Genomic DNA, 15,608 nt, shown 5'->3' on the forward strand with positions numbered 1-15,608 from the left:
AGGACTGTGGTGCCGGCGTCAGCGGTCTTTGTGGCGCAGGATCTCGGCGCGGGTACGCAGTTCCTCGGCGTCGATCTCGCCGCGGGCGAACCGCTCCTCCAAGACGTCCATGGGGGTCCGCTGACCGAGCGGACGGGAGCTCTGCCCGCCAGCGCCGGATCCGCGGAACATGGCGATGACGGCGAAGACCACCACCGCCCAGAACGAGACCATGAGCAAAGTCATGGTGATCCAGCCGACCCAGCCGACTCCGTTGCCGTACCAACCCATCATCGTGCTCAGCTCCCTTATCGCTCATCTGTTGTTGGCCCGAGCCTCACGCACGGCCGTGGTGACGGTGTGATGCTCTGGTCAAGGTTTGGTGAAGAAGGCCGGACCGGTGCGCGTTCCCTGGGGACCTGAGACGATGACACGCATGGTGGAGAGCACGGTCGGCGGCCCGGGACGCAGGGCCCTGGTCGTGGAGGACGAGGCCGACCTCGCCTCGCTGGTCGGCAGTTACCTCGAGCGCGGCGGGTTCCAGGTGACCCTGACCGGTGACGGCCGCGACGCCGTCCGGTTCGCCCGCGAGGTCGACCCGGACCTGGTCGTGCTCGACCTGGGGCTGCCCGGGCTGGACGGAGTGGAGGTGTGCCGTCAGCTGCGCACCTTCTCCGACGCCTACGTGGTCATGCTGACCGCCCGCGCCGAGGAGGTCGACACCCTGGTCGGGCTCTCGGTGGGAGCCGACGACTACCTGACCAAGCCGTTCAGCCCCCGCGAGCTGATGGCCCGCATCCAGGCGATGCTGCGACGGCCCCGCCCCCTCGCCGCCGCCGGCACCGCGACCACCGAGGATCCCCTGGACGTGCCGATGCGCTCCTTCGGTCCGCTGACCATCGATCCCGTGGGCCGCGACGTCTGGCTGGCCGGGCAGCCGGTCTCCCTGACCCGCACCGAGTTCGACCTGCTCGCCACCTTGTCGCGGCGGCCCCGGCTGGCATTCAGCCGCCGTCAGCTCATCGGCGAGGTGTGGGGACCCACCTGGGTCGGCGACGAGCACCTGGTCGACGTGCACATCGGCCACCTGCGGCGCAAGCTCGGCGACGACGCCACCGAGGGCCGGTTCGTGCGCACCGTCCGCGGGATCGGCTACCGGATGGGGCCGGGGGAATGACCCCGCGCGAGACCACCTCAGGTGGGCCGGGTCGCGCCCGGCCGAGCCTGGTCGCACGCCTGCTGGCCGCGCACTCGCTGGTGGTGGTGACCGGAGCACTCACCACATGGCTGGTGGCCGCCATCTTGGCGCCCAGCGTCTTCCGCGACCACCTCGCCCGGTCCGGCAGCGTCAGCACCCCCGCCCAGACCCGGCATGTCGAGGAAGCGTTCGCCTCGGCCCTGCTGATCTCGCTGGCGGTGGCGCTGCCCATCGCGGTCGCCGCCGGGCTGGTCGTCTCGGCCTACGTCAGCCGGCGGCTGCAGCGCGCGATCACCCCGGTCACCGCGGCTGCCGCCGAGATCGGCGCGGGCCGCTACCGCTCCCGGGTCCCCGACCCCGCGCTCGGCGGGGAGTTCACCACCCTGGCCGCCGCGGTCAATGCCCTCGCCGAACGCCTGGAGACCGTGGAGACCAACCGGCGGCGGATGCTGGCCGACCTCGCCCACGAGATGCGGACGCCGCTGGCCACCATCGAGGCCCACCTGGAGGCGGTCGAGGACGGGATCAGGCAGCTCGACGACCAGACGGTGGGCGTGCTGCGTGGCAGCACCCGCCGGCTCGCGCGGCTGGCCGAGGACGTCGTGGCCCTCTCCCGGGCCCAGGAGGCCCTCGACGTGGAGCCGCGCCCGGTCCAGGGCGGCGCCATCGCCCGGGCGGCCGTCCAGGCGGCCGCGGGCCACTACGCCGACAAGGGCGTGCGCCTCGACGTCGCCGCCGAGGACGAGGACCTGGTGCTGGCGGACTCCGAGCGGATCGGCCAGGTGCTGACCAACCTGCTCGACAACGCGCTGCGCCACACCGTGAGCAGCGGCAGCGTGCGGGTCACGTGTCGCCGGCGCGGCACCGGCATGGAGTTCGTGGTGGCCGACACCGGGGAGGGCATCGCCGGCGCCGACCTCGGCCATGTCTTCGACCGGTTCTACCGGGTCGACAGCGCCCGCGACCGGACCCGCGGCGGCAGCGGGATCGGACTGACCATCGCCCAGGCCCTGGTCGAGGCTCACGGCGGTGAGATCACCGCGGCCAGCGGCGGTCCCGGACGAGGGAGCACCTTCACCGTCTGGCTCCCCGGCGCCGGGTGAAGCCCGCGAAGGCCGCGTCAGTGCGGGGCGCGCCGCGCCAGGCCGGACCAGGCCTCGTTGGCGCTGACCGCGACCGCGATCAGGGCGGTGCCGAGCACCAGGATGTGCACGGCCCGCAGCCCCTCGGGGAGCTCTCGGGCGAAGGGGGAGACGACCGCGTAGGCCATCATGGCCACGGGGATCCAGCGCTGCACGCTGCCCGCCATCAGCAGCGCCACCGCGAGGACCACCAGCCCCGCCTGGAACGCCAGCACGAACGCGCCGACGTAGGCGCGCAGCCCGGGGTCGTTCGAGAGCAGCTCGATCTCGCGCTCGCCGACCAACGAGTGCAAGGTGAGCGCGCGGAACAAGATCAGCAGGGCGGCATACCCCGCCAGGCCGATCGTGCCGATGGAGAACAGGACGGCGCCGAACTGTCCCGTCGCGCGCCCACGCCTGGTGAGCAGGTGCAGGAAGGCCGGGATCCCGAGGGTGAGTCCGACCGCGGCGTACATGAAGGCGGCCGATGCCATCAGCCACCGGTCCGGCGATGCCTTGAGGGCGTCGATGAGCTCCGAGCTGGTGCCGGAGGACGGGAGGATGAGGACGCCCATGATCAGCGCGCTCGCCCCCGACGCCAGGGCAGCGGCGGCGTACGGAAGCCATCGGTCGCCCATGGGCGGATGCTAGGGGTGGATGATCAGCCGCATCGGTGTTCAAGAACAGATGGCCCGGACGGACTACGTGCGCGCGTGGCAAAGGAGTCGCGGGTAGCCTCCGGCTCATGACCGCAGCCCGCACCCTGCCCACCGGGGAAGCGCGTGACCTGCTCGCCCTCGTCCGCGAGATCGCCGACAAGGAGCTGGCTCCGCGCTCCGCCGAGGCCGAGGCCACCGAGGCCTTCCCGCGCGACGTCTTCGCGATGCTCGGCCAGGCCGGGCTGCTGGGACTCCCCTATCCCGAGGAGCACGGCGGCGGCGACCAGCCCTACGAGGTCTACCTTCAGGTGCTCGAGGAGATCGGCGCCGTGTGGTCCTCCGTCGGGGTCGGCGTCTCGGTGCACGCACTCTCCTGCTTCGGGCTGGCGATGTACGGCACACCCGAGCAGCAGGCCGAGTGGCTGCCCGACATGCTCGGCGGCTCGCTGCTCGGCGCCTACTGCCTCTCCGAGGCGCATGCCGGCTCCGACCCGGCTGCGATGCGGACGACGGCTCGACGCGACGGCGACTCCTACGTCCTCAACGGAGCCAAGGCGTGGACCACCCACGGCGGGCACGCCGACTTCTACAAGGTGATGGCCCGGACGTCGCAGGACCGGGGCGGGATCTCCTGCTTCCTCGTCCCGGCTGGGGCCGACGGCCTCACCGCCGACCCGCCGGAACGCAAGATGGGGCTGACCGGCTCGGCGACCGCGACGATGCGCTTCGACGACGTGCGCGTCGACGCGTCCCGCCGGCTCGGCGAGGAGGGCGACGGGCTCAAGATCGCGCTGGCCGGCCTCGACTCCGGCCGCCTCGGGATCGCGGCCGTCGCCACCGGGCTGGCGCAGGGGGCGCTCGATGCTGCCGTGGCCTACGCCCGCGAGCGCGAGACCTTCGGCAAACCGATCATCGAGCACCAGGGCCTCGCCTTCGTGCTGGCCGACATGGAGTCCGCGGTGCAGTCGGCCCGCGCCACCACCCTGCACGCAGCGCGCCTGAAGGATGCCGGCCTGCCCTTCTCCCGGGAGGCCTCGATCGCCAAGATGGTCGCCACCGACAACGCCATGAAGGTCACCACCGACGCCGTCCAGGTGCTCGGCGGCTACGGCTACACCCGCGACTTCCCGGTCGAGCGCTACATGCGCGAGGCCAAGGTCATGCAGATCTTCGAGGGCACCAACCAGATCCAGCGCATGGTCATCTCGCGCTCGCTCGCCAAGAACAACTCCGGCACGATCTCCTGAAGGGCAGCCCCATGCTGAGGTTCGGCTACAAGGCGTCATCCGAGCAGTTCGCCCCGCGCGAGCTGGCCGACCTGGCCGTGCTGGCCGAGGACTCCGGCTTCGACTCGGTCTTCATCAGCGACCACCTGCAGCCCTGGCGCCACGACGGCGGGCACGCCCCGGCCGCGCTCCCCTGGCTCGGCGCGGTCGCCGCGCGCACCAGCCGCGTCGCCCTCGGCACCAGCGTCCTGACCCCGACCTTCCGCTACCACCCCGGCGTGATCGCTCAGGCCTTCGCGACCCTGGGCTGCCTGGCGCCGGGCCGGATCATCCTCGGCGTCGGCTCCGGGGAGTCGCTCAACGAGGCGCCGCTCGGCCTCGAGTGGCCCGAGGGCAAGGAGCGCTTCGCCCGGCTCAAGGAGGCGTTGCAGGTCATCCAGTCGCTGTGGGCCGGCGAGCGCGTGAGCTTCGAGGGCGACTACTACCAGCTCGCCAACGCCACCATCTACGACCTCCCCGAGCAGCCCGTCCCGTTGTACGTCGCCGCGTCGGGCCCCTCCGCCACGCGGCTCGCCGGCCGGGTGGGCGACGGCTTCATCTGCACCAGCGGGAAGGGCCGTTCGCTGTACGTCGACACGCTGCTGCCCGCACTCGCCGAGGGTGCGGCCAAGTCGGACCGGACGCTGGACGACCTCGACCTGATGATCGAGGTCAAGGTCTCCTTCGACGAGGACCTGTCCCGGGCGATGGACGACACCCGCTTCTGGGGCGCGCTCGCGCTCTCCAGCGACGAGAAGACCGGCGTCGAGGACCCGATCGAGATGCAGCGCCTCGCCGACGCCCTGCCCGTCGAGCGCACGGCCTCGCGCTTCATCGTCTCCAGCGACCCCGACGAGCACGTCGAGAAGGTCTGGGCCTACGTCGAGATGGGCTTCCGCCACCTCGTCTTCCACGCGCCGGGTCCCGACCAGGCGCGGTTCATGGCGGCGTACGAGAAGGACGTGCTGCCGCGGCTGCGGGCTCGCGCGGCAGCCGAGGGCATCAGCCTGCCGGGCTGACCAGCCAGCGCCCCAGCAGCGTCCCGTCCTGCTCGAGCAAGGACACCGGCTCCAGCGCGACGTCGACGTCCACCCCGGCCATGATCCGCAGGTGGGCGCCGCCGATGAGGCGCGGCACGATCGTGTGGCACAGCTCGTCGACCACCCCTGCAGCGACCATCGACCCGAACAGGTGCGGTCCGCCCTCGCTCAGCTGGTCCACCCAGCCGCGCTGCGCCAGCTCCGCCTTGAGCGCCACCAGGTCGACCTCATCCTCGCCGAGCACCAGCGTGTTCTCCGACCCGAGCAGGGCCGTCGTCTCGGCCAGGTGGGGCGCGCTCGCGACGGTCGCCATCGTGATCCTGCCCGCGGGAGCACCGACCAGCCCCTCGGGCACCTGCCCGGAGCGGCTGACCACGACGAGCGGCAGCCGCGGGACGTCGTAGCCCTCGGCGCGCAGCGTCCCGGCCCCGACGACGAGGCAGTCCGCCTGCCTGCGCAGCAGGTTGAAGACCCGCTTGTCCGCCGCGTTGTTGATGCTCTTGCTCAGCCCGTCGCCGCCCTGGGCGGCACCGTCGACCGTGCTGACGAAGTTGACCCGCAGCCAGGGCTCGCCGCGCCGCGCATAGGCAGCCGCCAGGGCCTCGTCGTCCAGGTCCCGCATGCCGACAAGCTCCATGGCGCCCAACCTAGAGTGTGGCTCGTGATCACGCTCGCCGACCTCGCCTCCCTCCAGCACGAGTACGGCGATGCCTGGCGCTCGCCGGTGACGCCGGTCGTGCTCGACGGGCCGCAGGGCCCGGTCACGATCGGTGACGGCCCGGTGACGCTGATGGGTTGCGTCAACCTCTCCCGCGACTCGACCTACCGCGAGAGCGTCGCGACGTCGCCCGCGGACGCCGTCCGGATGGGACGGGTCCAGGCCGCGCAGGGCGCCTCGATCATCGACCTCGGCGCCGAGTCGAGCAACGCCAAGGCTGCCCGGGTCGGCCCCGACGCCCAGATCGCGACCTTGGTGCCCGCGGTCGAGGGCCTGGCCGAGCACGCGCTGGTCTCCGTGGAGACCTACGAGCCCCGCGTCGTGACTGCCTGCCTCCAGGCGGGCGCACGGATCCTGAACATGACCGGCCGCGAGCACGAGGAGGAGATGCTCACCCTCGCGGCCGAACACGACGCGGCGGTCGTGATGTGCTTCGGCGAGGTCGCCAACGTGCGCGAGGCCTCCGACGTCCCGCCTCAGGCCGATCCGATGCCCGTGCTGCTCGAGCACTTCGCCGTACGCCTCGAACGGGCCCGCGCGCTGGGCGTCGACAAGGTCATCATCGATCCGGGCATGGGCTTCCACTACGGCAACCTGCTCGACCCGGTCGGGCGCGCCCGGCACCAGACGCGGGTGCTGTCGCAGACGTTCCGGCTGCGCCCGCTCGGCGTCCCGGTCTGCAACGTGCTGCCGCACACCTACGACCTGTTCGGCGACGAGTTCCGCAAGGCCGAGGGGTTCTACGCCGTGCTGGCGTCCCTGGGTGGCGCGCAGCTGCTGCGGGTCCACGAAGTCCCCCACCTGCGGGTCGTGCTCGCAGCCCTGTCAGCCCTGGAGGTCCGATGACTGCGATGACCCGTGAGGCCTGCGTGGCGCTCGATGCGAGCGACCCGCTCGCCGCCCACCGCGACGAGTTCGTGCTGCCCGACGGCGTGATCTACCTCGACGGCAACTCCCTCGGCGCCCTGCCCGTCCGCACCGCCGAGCACCTGCAGCGCGTCGTCACCCAGGAGTGGGGGCAGGGCCTGATCCGCAGCTGGAACGACGCCGGCTGGTTCGAGGCGCCCCGCACCCTCGGTGACCGGGTCGGCCGGCTCGTCGGGGCCGGGCCGGGCCAGGTCGTGGTCTGTGACTCGACGTCGGTCAACGTGTTCAAGGCCCTGACCGCCGCGCTGTCCCTGCGTCCCGGCCGCACCGCGGTCGTCGGCGATCGCGACAACTTCCCCACCGACCTCTACATCATGCAGGGCGCCTCCGGCTCGACCCACGAGCACCGGCTGATCGCCGCGGACGGCCCCACCCTCGCCGACGTCCTCGACGAGGACGTGGCCGCGGTCGTGCTGACCCACGTCGACTACCGCACGGGCCGGATGTACGACATGGCTGCGGTCACCGCCCAGGTGCACGCCGCGGGTGCGGTGATGATCTGGGACCTGTGCCACAGCGTGGGCGCCCTGCCGGTCGACCTCGACGGCTGCGGTGCCGACTTCGCGGTCGGCTGCACCTACAAGTACGTCAACGGCGGCCCCGGCTCCCCCGCGTTCATCTACGTCGCGAGTGAGCACCAGGCCGCCGCCACCCAGCCGTTGTCAGGCTGGCACGGCCACGCCGACCCGTTCGCGTTCACGCCCGACTACGAGCCCGCGCCCGGGATCAGCCGCTTCCTCGTCGGCACCCCCCACCTGCTCAGCTGCGCCGGGCTCGAGGCCAGCCTGGAGATCTGGGACCGGGTCGACCTGGGCGCCGTACGCACCAAGAGCCTGGCCCTGACCGACCTGTTCATCTCACTCGTCGAGGACCGCGTCGGCGAGCACGTCTCGGTCGTCACCCCCCGCGAGCACGCCGTGCGCGGCAGCCAGGTCTCGCTGCGCCACGAGGACGGCTACGCCCCCATGCAGGCCCTGATCGAGCGCGGAGTCATCGGCGACTTCCGCGCTCCCGACCTGATGCGCTTCGGCTTCACACCGCTCTACGTCGGGTACGCCGATGTGTGGGACGCCGTCGACGTGCTTGCCGACGTCCTGACGACCGAGGTCTGGCGCGAGCCGCGCTACGCGACCCGGAACGCCGTCACCTGACTCAACTGCAGGCAGCTCAACGCCGTTGGCTTCGCCTCCACGCTCAGTCACTCAGATCGGCATCCGAACTGCCTGCAGTTGGCGGACCGCGACCACGTCGGCCAGCGCCTGACGGACGTAGTCGGGCGCGTACATCACCTCGGCCCAGGTGAACCGGACGACGACGTACCCGAGCCGCGCAAGCGCGGTGTAGCGCCTCACGTCTCGTGCAAGCGCTTCCTTGGTCCCGTGGTGCGCGAAGGATTCACACTCGACGACGATGCCGAGCTCCTTGTCCAGCAGATCGACCCGCGCCGTACGACCGATCCATGCCTGCGGCCGCACACACAGGCCTGGCACCGAGTTGGCGATCGCCCGGGTGCAGGACTCGAAGGCATTGGCGGACCGGTAGTCGGCGTCCCTCGCGACTCGGAGTGCCTTCGCTCGACCCGACCTGGGTGACGCCAGCGCCGCCGCGATGAGCTGGGTCTGGGTCACGGTGCGCTCGCGAAGGGCGGAGTCGGCCACGCACAAAGCCACGTCGTAGTCATAGCTGCGAGCGCACGCGATCACTGTGTCGATGCGCGAGGTCACGCGGTCTTCGAGCTCATCGGTCCGGAGCGGGCGCCAGTGGCATTCGAAGCCGGACACGGCCCGTGAGGTGCGTGGGAGGGTGATGGTCGACCGGCTCGGGACGGACTTGAGGGTCCACTCGTAGTGCAGCGCCGCACTCAGGTGCGACACCACGCCGCCGAGGGCTTCGGCCGTCGCGATCAGGCCTGCCCCGTCGCCGGCGACGTACTTGCCGTGCCGGACGCGGGTGATCTCCTTGGCCTCCAGCGCCTTCGTGATGGCCGTGATCGGCACGCCCATGGCCACCAACTGCTTGCGGCTGGCCACGCACCCGAGCTCCTCGAGAGCGGCCAGTGGAGTCATGCCCTCCACCTTGCCCGGGATCGCGCTCAGGCGTCGCCCGTCATCCACAGGCGATCAACTGCAGGCAGTTCGAGGCGCCGTACGGCGTTGCGGAGCGTGACAGCCGCAGCGCCGCGTCCCAACTGCCTGCAGCTGGTGGTGGATCAGCCCCCGAAGCCCTCGGCGTTCTGCGACTGCCAGCGCCACAGGTCGGTGAGCATGTCGTCGATGGAGCGGGTGGCCTTCCAGCCCAGCTCGGCCTCGGCGCGGGTGGGGTCGCCGAAGGACTCGGTCAGGTCGCCGGAGCGGCGCGGGCCGACGGTGTAGGGGACCTTCACGCCGGTCGCCTTCTCGAAGGCCGCGATCACCTCGAGGACCGACGAGCCGTGGCCGGTGCCGAGGTTCCACGCGCGGGCGCCACCCTCCATGGCGGCGAGGTGCTCCAGCGCGGCGACGTGGCCCGACGCGAGGTCAAGGACGTGGATGTAGTCGCGCAGCGGGGTGCCGTCGGGGGTGTCGTAGTCGTCGCCGAAGACGGTCAGCGACTCGCGTCGGCCGACCGCGACCTGGGCGATGTAGGGGGTGAGGTTGTTGGGGATGCCCGACGGGTCCTCCCCGATCTCGCCCGACTCGTGGGCCCCCACGGGGTTGAAGTAGCGCAGGATGCCGATGCGCCACGACGAGTCGGACGCGGCGACGTCGCGCAGGACCTGCTCGATCATCACCTTGGTCCAGCCGTAGGGGTTGTTGGCGCCCAGCGGCTCGTGGTCCTCCTGGTAGGGCACGGGGGCGTGGTCGCCGTACACCGTCGCGGAGGAGGAGAAGACCAGCTGGCGGGTGTCGGAGGCAGCCATGGCGCGCAGCAGGACGAGGGTGGACTCGAGGTTGTTGCCGTAGTAGGCGAGCGGCTTCGCCACGCTCTCCCCCACCGCCTTGAGGCCGGCGAAGTGGATCACCGAGTCGTAGCCGCCGCCGGCGAACAGCGCCGTCACCGCCGGCTCGTCGCGCAGGTCGAGCTCGTGCACGGCCACCGTGCGCCCGGCCAGCTTCTCCACCCGCCGGATCGACTCGGCCGAGGAGTTGTCGAAGTTGTCGAGCACCTCGACGTCGTGTCCGTGGGCGAGCAGCTCGAGAACCGTGTGCGAGCCGATGTAGCCGGCGCCGCCGGTGACCAGGATCTTCATGGTGCGGAAGCCTACGGCCAACGCGGCTGCCAGACTCACCCTCATGCCCACCGCACTCATCACCGGCATCACCGGCCAGGACGGCCTCTACCTCGCTGAGCTGCTGCTCGCGAAGGGGTACGACGTCCATGGCGTGATCCGCGGCCAGAACAACCCGCGACGCGAGCTCGTCGAGCGCCTCGTGCCCGACGTCCGGCTGCACAACGGTGACCTCACCGACCTGTCCAGCCTGATGCGGGCGCTGCGCGAGTCGCAGCCCGACGAGGTCTACAACCTCGGTGCGGTGAGCTTCGTGGCCTACTCCTGGGAGAACGCCTTCGTCACCAGCGACGTCACCGCGATCGGGGTGCTCAACCTCCTCGAGGCCGTCCGTCTGCACTGCGGCGACGACCCGTCGGCGGTGCGCTTCTACCAGGCGTCGAGCTCGGAGATGTTCGGCAAGGTGCAGGAGACCCCGCAGCGCGAGTCGACGCTGCTGTGGCCGCGCTCGCCCTACGGCGTGAGCAAGGTCTACGGCCACTACATGACGATCAACTACCGCGAGTCCTACGGAATGCACGCCAGCTCCGGGATCCTGTTCAACCACGAGTCCCCGCGCCGCGGCGAGGAGTTCGTCACCCGCAAGGTCAGCAAGGCCGTCGCCGCGATCAAGCTCGGCATGCAGGACGAGCTGGTCATGGGCAACCTCGACGCGCGCCGCGACTGGGGCTTCGCCGGCGACTACGTCGACGCCATGTGGCGGATGCTGCAGCAGCCCGAGGCCGACGACTACGTCATCGCGACCGGCGAGACCCACACGATCGAGGAGCTGGTCCGGGTCGCGTTCGCCCACGTCGGCATCGACGACTGGAAGCGCTACGTCCGTCAGGACCCTGCGTTCATGCGCCCCGCCGAGGTGGACGAGCTGATCGGCGACGCCAGCAAGGCGCGCGAGGTTCTCGGCTGGGAGCCGACGGTCCGCTTCGAGGAGCTCGTCGCGATAATGGTCGACGCCGACGTCGCCGCCCTGAAGGCGGGCTGGTGACCCGGGCCCTGGTCACCGGCATCGGCGGCCAGGACGGCAGCTACCTCGCCGAGCGGCTGCTCGCCGACGGCACCGAGGTGCACGCCCTCGTCCTGCGCGACGACGCGTCTCCGCCGTACTGCCCGCCCGAGGTGACCCTGCACGTCGGCGACCTCGCCGACGTCGAGGCCACCCGCCGGCTCGTGCTCGACCTGGCGCCCGACGAGGTCTACAACCTCGCGGCGATCAGCTCGGTCGCGCAGTCGTGGGACGAGCCCGACCTGACGGCGCGGGTCAACGGCTTCGCGGCCGTCGCGCTGATGGAGTCGGCGCGACTGGTAGGCGAGCACGTGCGGATCGTCCAGGCCTCCAGTGCGGAGATCTTCGGGCAGCCCGACCACTCGCCGCAGACCGAGCACACGCCCGTCCGCCCGCTGAACCCGTACGGCGCCGCGAAGGCCTTCGCACATCTCGCGGTCGCCGTACACCGCCAGCGAGGCGTGCACGCCTCGAGCCTGGTGCTCTACAACCACGAGTCCCCGCGCCGGCCGACGAGGTTCGTGACCCGCAAGATCACGGCCGGCGTCGCTGCCATCGCCCAGGGGCGGGCCGAGAGCCTCACCCTCGGCAACCTCGACGCCCGCCGCGACTGGGGCTGGGCGCCCGACTACGTCGACGCGATGGTGCGGGCCGCCCGGGCCGACTCTCCGGACGACTACGTCATCGCCACGGGCGTGGGCCACACCGTCCGCGACTTCGTGGCCACCGCCTTCCGGCACGCCGGCATCAGCGACTGGGAAGGGCTGGTGAGCAGCGACGCCGCGCTGACCCGACCGGCCGACGCCACCGACCTCACGGGCGACGCCTCGCGGGCCCGCGAACGGCTCGGCTGGGCCCCCACCGTCGACTTCGACGGCGTCGTCTCGGCCATGGTCGAAGCAGACCTTCGTGAGATCACCTGACGATGGCGCGGTGACCTGAGAGGGTTGTCAGCGTTGTCAAGGGCATGAACACCGTCGAGGCGAGGTCGAGCGTGAGGCTGGAGAGTGCGGACACCGTGCGCTCTGCCGCCGCGACCCGCTGGGCCAAGCGCACCTTCGACGTCGCGGGGGCGCTCGCCCTGCTGGTGCTCTTCGCGCCGGTGATCGCGCTGGCCGCGGCCCGCATCCACCTGCACGACCGCGGCCCCGTGTTGTTCCGGCAGCGCCGCGTCGGTCGCGACGGCGAGCACTTCAGGTGTCTCAAGCTGCGCTCGATGGTGGTCGACGCCGAGGACCTGCTGCCCGACCTGCAGACCCGGAGCGGGCACACCGAGGGCCTGTTCAAGCTGCGCGACGATCCCCGCATCACGAGGCCGGGCGTGTGGCTGCGCCGTTTCTCGCTGGACGAGCTGCCCCAGCTGGTCAACGTGCTGCGCGGCGAGATGAGCCTGGTGGGCCCCCGCCCGCCACTGCCGACCGAGGTCAGCGCCTACACCGACGAGATGCATCGACGACTGCGCGTGCGCCCCGGGATGACCGGCCTGTGGCAGGTCTCCGGGCGCTCGGAACTGTCGTGGGACGAGGCGATCCGCCTCGACCTCCACTACGTCGACAACTGGTCGATGCTGCAGGACCTGGTGATCCTGGCCCGTACCTTCACCGCCGTGATGAGCGGCCGCGGGGCCTACTGACCCTGCAGCTCCTCGAGCAGTCCGAGGAGGTAGGCGCCGTAGCCGCTCTTGACCAGGGGTTCGGCGCGCTCGGCCAGCTCGGCATCCGAGAGGAAGCCCATCCGCCAGGCGACCTCCTCGGGCGCACCGATCTTGAAGCCCTGCCGGCCCTCGATCGTGCGGACGAAGTTGCTCGCGTCGTTGAGCGAGTCGAAGGTGCCGGTGTCGAGCCACGCGGTGCCGCGCGGCAGAACCTCCACCTGGAGGTTGCCCTGCTCGAGATAGATCCGGTTGAGGTCGGTGATCTCGAGCTCGCCGCGCGCCGACGGCTCGAGGTCGGCGGCGTGGCCGATCACGTCGTTGTCGTAGAAATAGAGGCCCGGGACCGCGAAGTGGCTCTTGGGGTGTTCCGGCTTCTCCTCCAGCGAGAGCGCCCGGCCCTCGTCGTCGAACTCGACCACGCCGTAGGCCTTGGGGTCGGCCACGTGGTAGCCGAACACCGCTGCGCCCTGCAGGTCCTCGAAGCGTCGCAGCCGGGTGCCGAGGCCGGTGCCGTAGAAGATGTTGTCGCCGAGCACGAGCCCGACCGTCTCGTTGCCGATGTGGTCGGCACCGATGATGAAGGCCTGGGCGAGCCCGTCGGGACTCGGCTGCACCGCGAAGGTGATGTTGATGCCGAACTGGGAGCCGTCACCGAGCAGGCGGTGGAAGCCCTCGGCCTCGTGCGGCGTGGTGATGATCAGCACGTCCCGGATCCCCGCCAGCATCAGCGTCGAGAGGGGGTAGTAGATCATCGGCTTGTCGTAGACCGGCACGAGCTGCTTGCTGATGCCCTGGGTGATCGGGTGCAGTCGCGACCCCGTGCCCCCGGCCAGAATGATTCCGCGCATGGCGGCCACCCTATGGCCTGGGGCGTTTGGCACCATGACGGCCATGCCCGCCGCCGCCGAACTGCTCCGCCACCCCCGTCGGCGCCACGTCTCGCTGGCGCTGGGGGCGATCGCGGTGCTGCTGACGCTCGCGTTCGCCGTACCCGTCGGCTGGTCGTGGTGGCAGGGGAAGCAGGCCCAGGTCTCGCTCGAGCAGGCGATCGTCGCGCTCCAGGACGAGGACGTCGACACCGCGCGCGAGCACGTCGAGGACGCCCGGGCGTACGCCGATCGCGGGATCGCTTCCCGCCACGGACTGCTCGGCGTGCTGTGGCGCAACCTGCCGGTCCTGTCAGCGGCAGCGGACGACGCCGTCCGGATGGCCGACTCCGTGGACGACCTGACGGCAGTGGCCGAGGCGGCGATGGCGGTCTACCCGCAAATCTCCGGCGACGAGGGCCGGCTGGTGACCGACGGCAAGGTCGACCTCGACCTGCTGGACGACGTCCTCGGCTCCTTCGACGAGGTCGAGGGGCGTCTGGCCGACGCCCACGCCTCCTTGGCCGCCGTCGAGGCCGACGCTCCCCTGCTCGGGTCGACGATCGCGGAATTGCGACACGACGGGCTCGCCGGGATCCGGCCGGTCCGGCGCGGCATGAAGACGCTGGCCCCGATCGTCGACGTGCTGCCCAGCGTGCTCGGGTCCCGAGGAGAGCGCGACTACCTCATCGCCATCCTCAACCCGGCCGAGCAGCTCTTCTCGGGCGGCACCCCGCTGACCTTCACCCCGATGTCGGTGCGCGACGGCCGGATCGAGATGGGCGAGCCGCAGGACACCGCCACCCACGGCGTCGCCTTCCAGCCCCGCTTCTGGCCGAAGGTCAAGGGCAACCCGTTCCACCACGGCAAGCTGCGCATCGGCACCGCGACCTTCGCGCCTGACTGGTCAGTCTCCGGCGAGGAGGCGCTGCGCGCGTGGCGCAGCCTGCGAGGCAAGCAGATGGACGGGTTGATCGCCATCGACGTGATGGCCCTGCGCGACCTGGTGGCGATCACCGGGCCGCTCGACGTGCCCCACTACGGCGAGGTCTCGGCCGACAACTTCGTCCAGGTCCTGATCGGCAACTACGACGCCATCCCCGACTACCGCGTGCGGCACCAGATCAACCAGTCGCTGGTGCCGATCTTCCGTGACAGGTTCTTCCGGACCGGGCAGTTCGTGGAGAAGTTCCAGGCCGTCCGGGCCTCTGCCCGGGGCAGGCACTTCGCGGTGTACCTGCGCGACCCTGCCGCCCAGGCCGCCTTCTCCGGGCTCGGCCTCACCGGCGAGCTGTCCGACACCCGCCACGACTACCTCGGCGTGTTCACGCAGAACGCGGTGCCGAGCAAGACCGACTACTGGCAGAACCGCACGGTGACCTCGGACGTCCGGCTCGAGCCGGACGGCAGCGCCCGCGTCACCACGACGACCCAGATCCACAACGACAGCACCCCCTATCCCTTCGAGGGGCCCGATCCGCGCGAGGGCTACTCCACCCGCTTCGCCACCCTCTCGATCGGCCAGTTCTTGCCCAAGGGCGTCCGCAACGTGCAGGCACGCGTCGACGGCGAGCAGTTCGTGCCGACGCTCAACGACTTCTACGGTCGCCCGTTCGTACGCCGCACGGTCGCCTTCGAGCCCCAGGAGACCCGCGAGTTCGCGGTCGCCTACGACGTGCCCCGCGCCGCCGATGTCGAGGCCGACGAGCTCACCTACCGCCTGGACATCGACCCGCAGGGGCTGGTGCGACCGTCGGCGATCAGCGTCACGCTGCACCTGCCGCGCGGCTACCAGCCCGTAGACCTGCCCGAGGGGTGGATCGAGCTCGACGCGGACACGATCGGCTGGGGTGGCTCCGCGCTCGTCGAGACACAGTCGTTCGAGGTCAGGCTCGCCCTGACAAGATGAC

16 protein-coding genes are annotated in these 15,608 nt (G+C 71.1%); 10 read left to right on the forward strand and 6 right to left on the reverse strand.

What is annotated here, in order from left to right; all coding sequences use genetic code 11:
- Positions 1-18: 18 nt before the first annotated feature.
- The gene (locus CF8_RS15950) at positions 19-270 is read right to left on the reverse strand and encodes an SHOCT domain-containing protein (RefSeq protein WP_051204548.1); all 252 of its coding nucleotides are present in this window, start codon (positions 268-270) and stop codon (positions 19-21) included.
- Between the two features lie 145 nt (positions 271-415).
- On the opposite strand from CF8_RS15950, the gene CF8_RS15955 reads away from it, so the two are divergent.
- Both CF8_RS15955 and CF8_RS15960 read left to right on the forward strand, forming a co-directional pair.
- Complete coding sequence (locus CF8_RS15955) at positions 416-1,156, forward strand: response regulator transcription factor (RefSeq protein ID WP_198016866.1); 741 nt, start codon at positions 416-418, stop codon at positions 1,154-1,156.
- Positions 1,153-2,280, forward strand: coding sequence for a sensor histidine kinase (locus tag CF8_RS15960; protein WP_010834141.1), 1,128 nt, complete (start codon positions 1,153-1,155; stop codon positions 2,278-2,280). The genes CF8_RS15955 and CF8_RS15960 overlap by 4 nt, the downstream gene beginning before the upstream one ends.
- Positions 2,281-2,297: 17 nt before the next feature.
- Here CF8_RS15960 and CF8_RS15965 read toward each other — a convergent pair whose 3' ends face one another.
- Positions 2,298-2,936, reverse strand: coding sequence for a hypothetical protein (locus CF8_RS15965; RefSeq protein ID WP_010834142.1), 639 nt, complete (start codon positions 2,934-2,936; stop codon positions 2,298-2,300).
- A 107-nt stretch (positions 2,937-3,043) separates the two neighbouring features.
- Between CF8_RS15965 and CF8_RS15970 the strand changes: the two genes are divergently transcribed.
- Positions 3,044-4,204, forward strand: coding sequence for an acyl-CoA dehydrogenase family protein (locus CF8_RS15970; protein ID WP_010834143.1), 1,161 nt, complete (start codon positions 3,044-3,046; stop codon positions 4,202-4,204).
- Between the two features lie 11 nt (positions 4,205-4,215).
- Positions 4,216-5,241, forward strand: a complete 1,026-nt coding sequence (gene fgd / locus CF8_RS15975) for a glucose-6-phosphate dehydrogenase (coenzyme-F420) (RefSeq protein WP_010834144.1) — start codon at positions 4,216-4,218, stop codon at positions 5,239-5,241.
- On the opposite strand, the gene CF8_RS15980 is transcribed toward fgd, so the two are convergent.
- Positions 5,225-5,899 carry a dihydrofolate reductase family protein gene (locus CF8_RS15980; RefSeq protein WP_036491241.1) on the reverse strand — a complete coding sequence of 225 codons (675 nt, stop codon included), beginning with the start codon at positions 5,897-5,899 and terminating at the stop codon, positions 5,225-5,227. The genes fgd and CF8_RS15980 overlap by 17 nt on opposite strands.
- Before the next feature lie 24 nt (positions 5,900-5,923).
- Here CF8_RS15980 and CF8_RS15985 point away from each other — a divergent pair, with 24 nt between their 5' ends.
- Together CF8_RS15985 and kynU are read left to right on the forward strand one after the other, a co-directional pair.
- A complete protein-coding gene (locus tag CF8_RS15985; protein ID WP_036493386.1) occupies positions 5,924-6,826 on the forward strand; it encodes a dihydropteroate synthase in 903 nt (300 codons plus the stop codon).
- On the forward strand, positions 6,823-8,058 hold the full coding sequence (kynU, locus tag CF8_RS15990; RefSeq protein WP_036491243.1) for a kynureninase: 1,236 nt from the start codon (positions 6,823-6,825) through the stop codon (positions 8,056-8,058). The genes CF8_RS15985 and kynU overlap by 4 nt, the downstream gene beginning before the upstream one ends.
- 51 nt (positions 8,059-8,109) lie before the next feature.
- Here the strand turns inward: kynU and CF8_RS15995 are convergent, their stop codons facing one another.
- A complete protein-coding gene (locus tag CF8_RS15995) occupies positions 8,110-8,973 on the reverse strand; it encodes a DUF559 domain-containing protein (protein ID WP_156887246.1) in 864 nt (287 codons plus the stop codon).
- A gap of 143 nt (positions 8,974-9,116) precedes the next feature.
- Positions 9,117-10,136: a UDP-glucose 4-epimerase GalE gene (galE, locus tag CF8_RS16000; RefSeq protein ID WP_010834149.1), complete on the reverse strand. Its 1,020-nt coding sequence runs from the start codon at positions 10,134-10,136 to the stop codon at positions 9,117-9,119.
- Between the two features lie 43 nt (positions 10,137-10,179).
- Between galE and CF8_RS16005 the strand changes: the two genes are divergently transcribed.
- The 3 genes from CF8_RS16005 to CF8_RS16015 are packed head-to-tail and all read left to right on the forward strand — an operon-like array spanning position 10,180 to position 12,811.
- A complete protein-coding gene (locus tag CF8_RS16005; RefSeq protein ID WP_010834150.1) occupies positions 10,180-11,160 on the forward strand; it encodes a GDP-mannose 4,6-dehydratase in 981 nt (326 codons plus the stop codon).
- Positions 11,157-12,101, forward strand: a complete 945-nt coding sequence (locus CF8_RS16010; RefSeq protein WP_010834151.1) for a GDP-mannose 4,6-dehydratase — start codon at positions 11,157-11,159, stop codon at positions 12,099-12,101. Before CF8_RS16005 ends, CF8_RS16010 begins: the two co-directional genes overlap by 4 nt.
- Positions 12,102-12,145: 44 nt before the next feature.
- Positions 12,146-12,811 carry a sugar transferase gene (locus CF8_RS16015; RefSeq protein ID WP_010834152.1) on the forward strand — a complete coding sequence of 222 codons (666 nt, stop codon included), beginning with the start codon at positions 12,146-12,148 and terminating at the stop codon, positions 12,809-12,811.
- On the opposite strand, the gene rfbA is transcribed toward CF8_RS16015, so the two are convergent.
- Positions 12,805-13,680 (reverse strand): glucose-1-phosphate thymidylyltransferase RfbA, encoded by an 876-nt coding sequence (gene rfbA, locus CF8_RS16020; RefSeq protein WP_010834153.1) that lies wholly within the window; start codon positions 13,678-13,680, stop codon positions 12,805-12,807. The two genes, CF8_RS16015 and rfbA, sit on opposite strands and share 7 nt — an antisense overlap.
- A gap of 43 nt (positions 13,681-13,723) precedes the next feature.
- Between rfbA and CF8_RS16025 the strand changes: the two genes are divergently transcribed.
- Positions 13,724-15,607 (forward strand): DUF4012 domain-containing protein, encoded by a 1,884-nt coding sequence (locus CF8_RS16025; RefSeq protein ID WP_010834154.1) that lies wholly within the window; start codon positions 13,724-13,726, stop codon positions 15,605-15,607.
- The last annotated feature ends 1 nt before the right edge of the window (position 15,608 follow it).

This window comes from Nocardioides sp. CF8 (genome assembly GCF_000389985.1).
Lineage (GTDB): Bacteria > Actinomycetota > Actinomycetes > Propionibacteriales > Nocardioidaceae > Nocardioides > Nocardioides allogilvus.

What these genes read in the sequence shown, in the direction of transcription:
- rfbA (WP_010834153.1), bottom strand. Translation starts at nt 13,680, where the DNA reads ATGCGCGGAATCATTCTGGCCGGGGGCACGGGGTCGCGACTGCACCCG.
- CF8_RS15965 (WP_010834142.1), bottom strand. Translation starts at nt 2,936, where the DNA reads ATGGGCGACCGATGGCTTCCGTACGCCGCCGCTGCCCTGGCGTCGGGG.
- galE (WP_010834149.1), bottom strand. Translation starts at nt 10,136, where the DNA reads ATGAAGATCCTGGTCACCGGCGGCGCCGGCTACATCGGCTCGCACACG.
- CF8_RS15995 (WP_156887246.1), bottom strand. Translation starts at nt 8,973, where the DNA reads ATGACTCCACTGGCCGCTCTCGAGGAGCTCGGGTGCGTGGCCAGCCGC.
- CF8_RS16005 (WP_010834150.1), top strand. Translation starts at nt 10,180, where the DNA reads ATGCCCACCGCACTCATCACCGGCATCACCGGCCAGGACGGCCTCTAC.
- CF8_RS15960 (WP_010834141.1), top strand. Translation starts at nt 1,153, where the DNA reads ATGACCCCGCGCGAGACCACCTCAGGTGGGCCGGGTCGCGCCCGGCCG.
- kynU (WP_036491243.1), top strand. Translation starts at nt 6,823, where the DNA reads ATGACTGCGATGACCCGTGAGGCCTGCGTGGCGCTCGATGCGAGCGAC.
- CF8_RS16025 (WP_010834154.1), top strand. Translation starts at nt 13,724, where the DNA reads ATGCCCGCCGCCGCCGAACTGCTCCGCCACCCCCGTCGGCGCCACGTC.
- CF8_RS15970 (WP_010834143.1), top strand. Translation starts at nt 3,044, where the DNA reads ATGACCGCAGCCCGCACCCTGCCCACCGGGGAAGCGCGTGACCTGCTC.
- fgd (WP_010834144.1), top strand. Translation starts at nt 4,216, where the DNA reads ATGCTGAGGTTCGGCTACAAGGCGTCATCCGAGCAGTTCGCCCCGCGC.
- CF8_RS15950 (WP_051204548.1), bottom strand. Translation starts at nt 270, where the DNA reads ATGGGTTGGTACGGCAACGGAGTCGGCTGGGTCGGCTGGATCACCATG.
- CF8_RS15980 (WP_036491241.1), bottom strand. Translation starts at nt 5,899, where the DNA reads ATGGAGCTTGTCGGCATGCGGGACCTGGACGACGAGGCCCTGGCGGCT.
- CF8_RS15955 (WP_198016866.1), top strand. Translation starts at nt 416, where the DNA reads ATGGTGGAGAGCACGGTCGGCGGCCCGGGACGCAGGGCCCTGGTCGTG.
- CF8_RS16015 (WP_010834152.1), top strand. Translation starts at nt 12,146, where the DNA reads ATGAACACCGTCGAGGCGAGGTCGAGCGTGAGGCTGGAGAGTGCGGAC.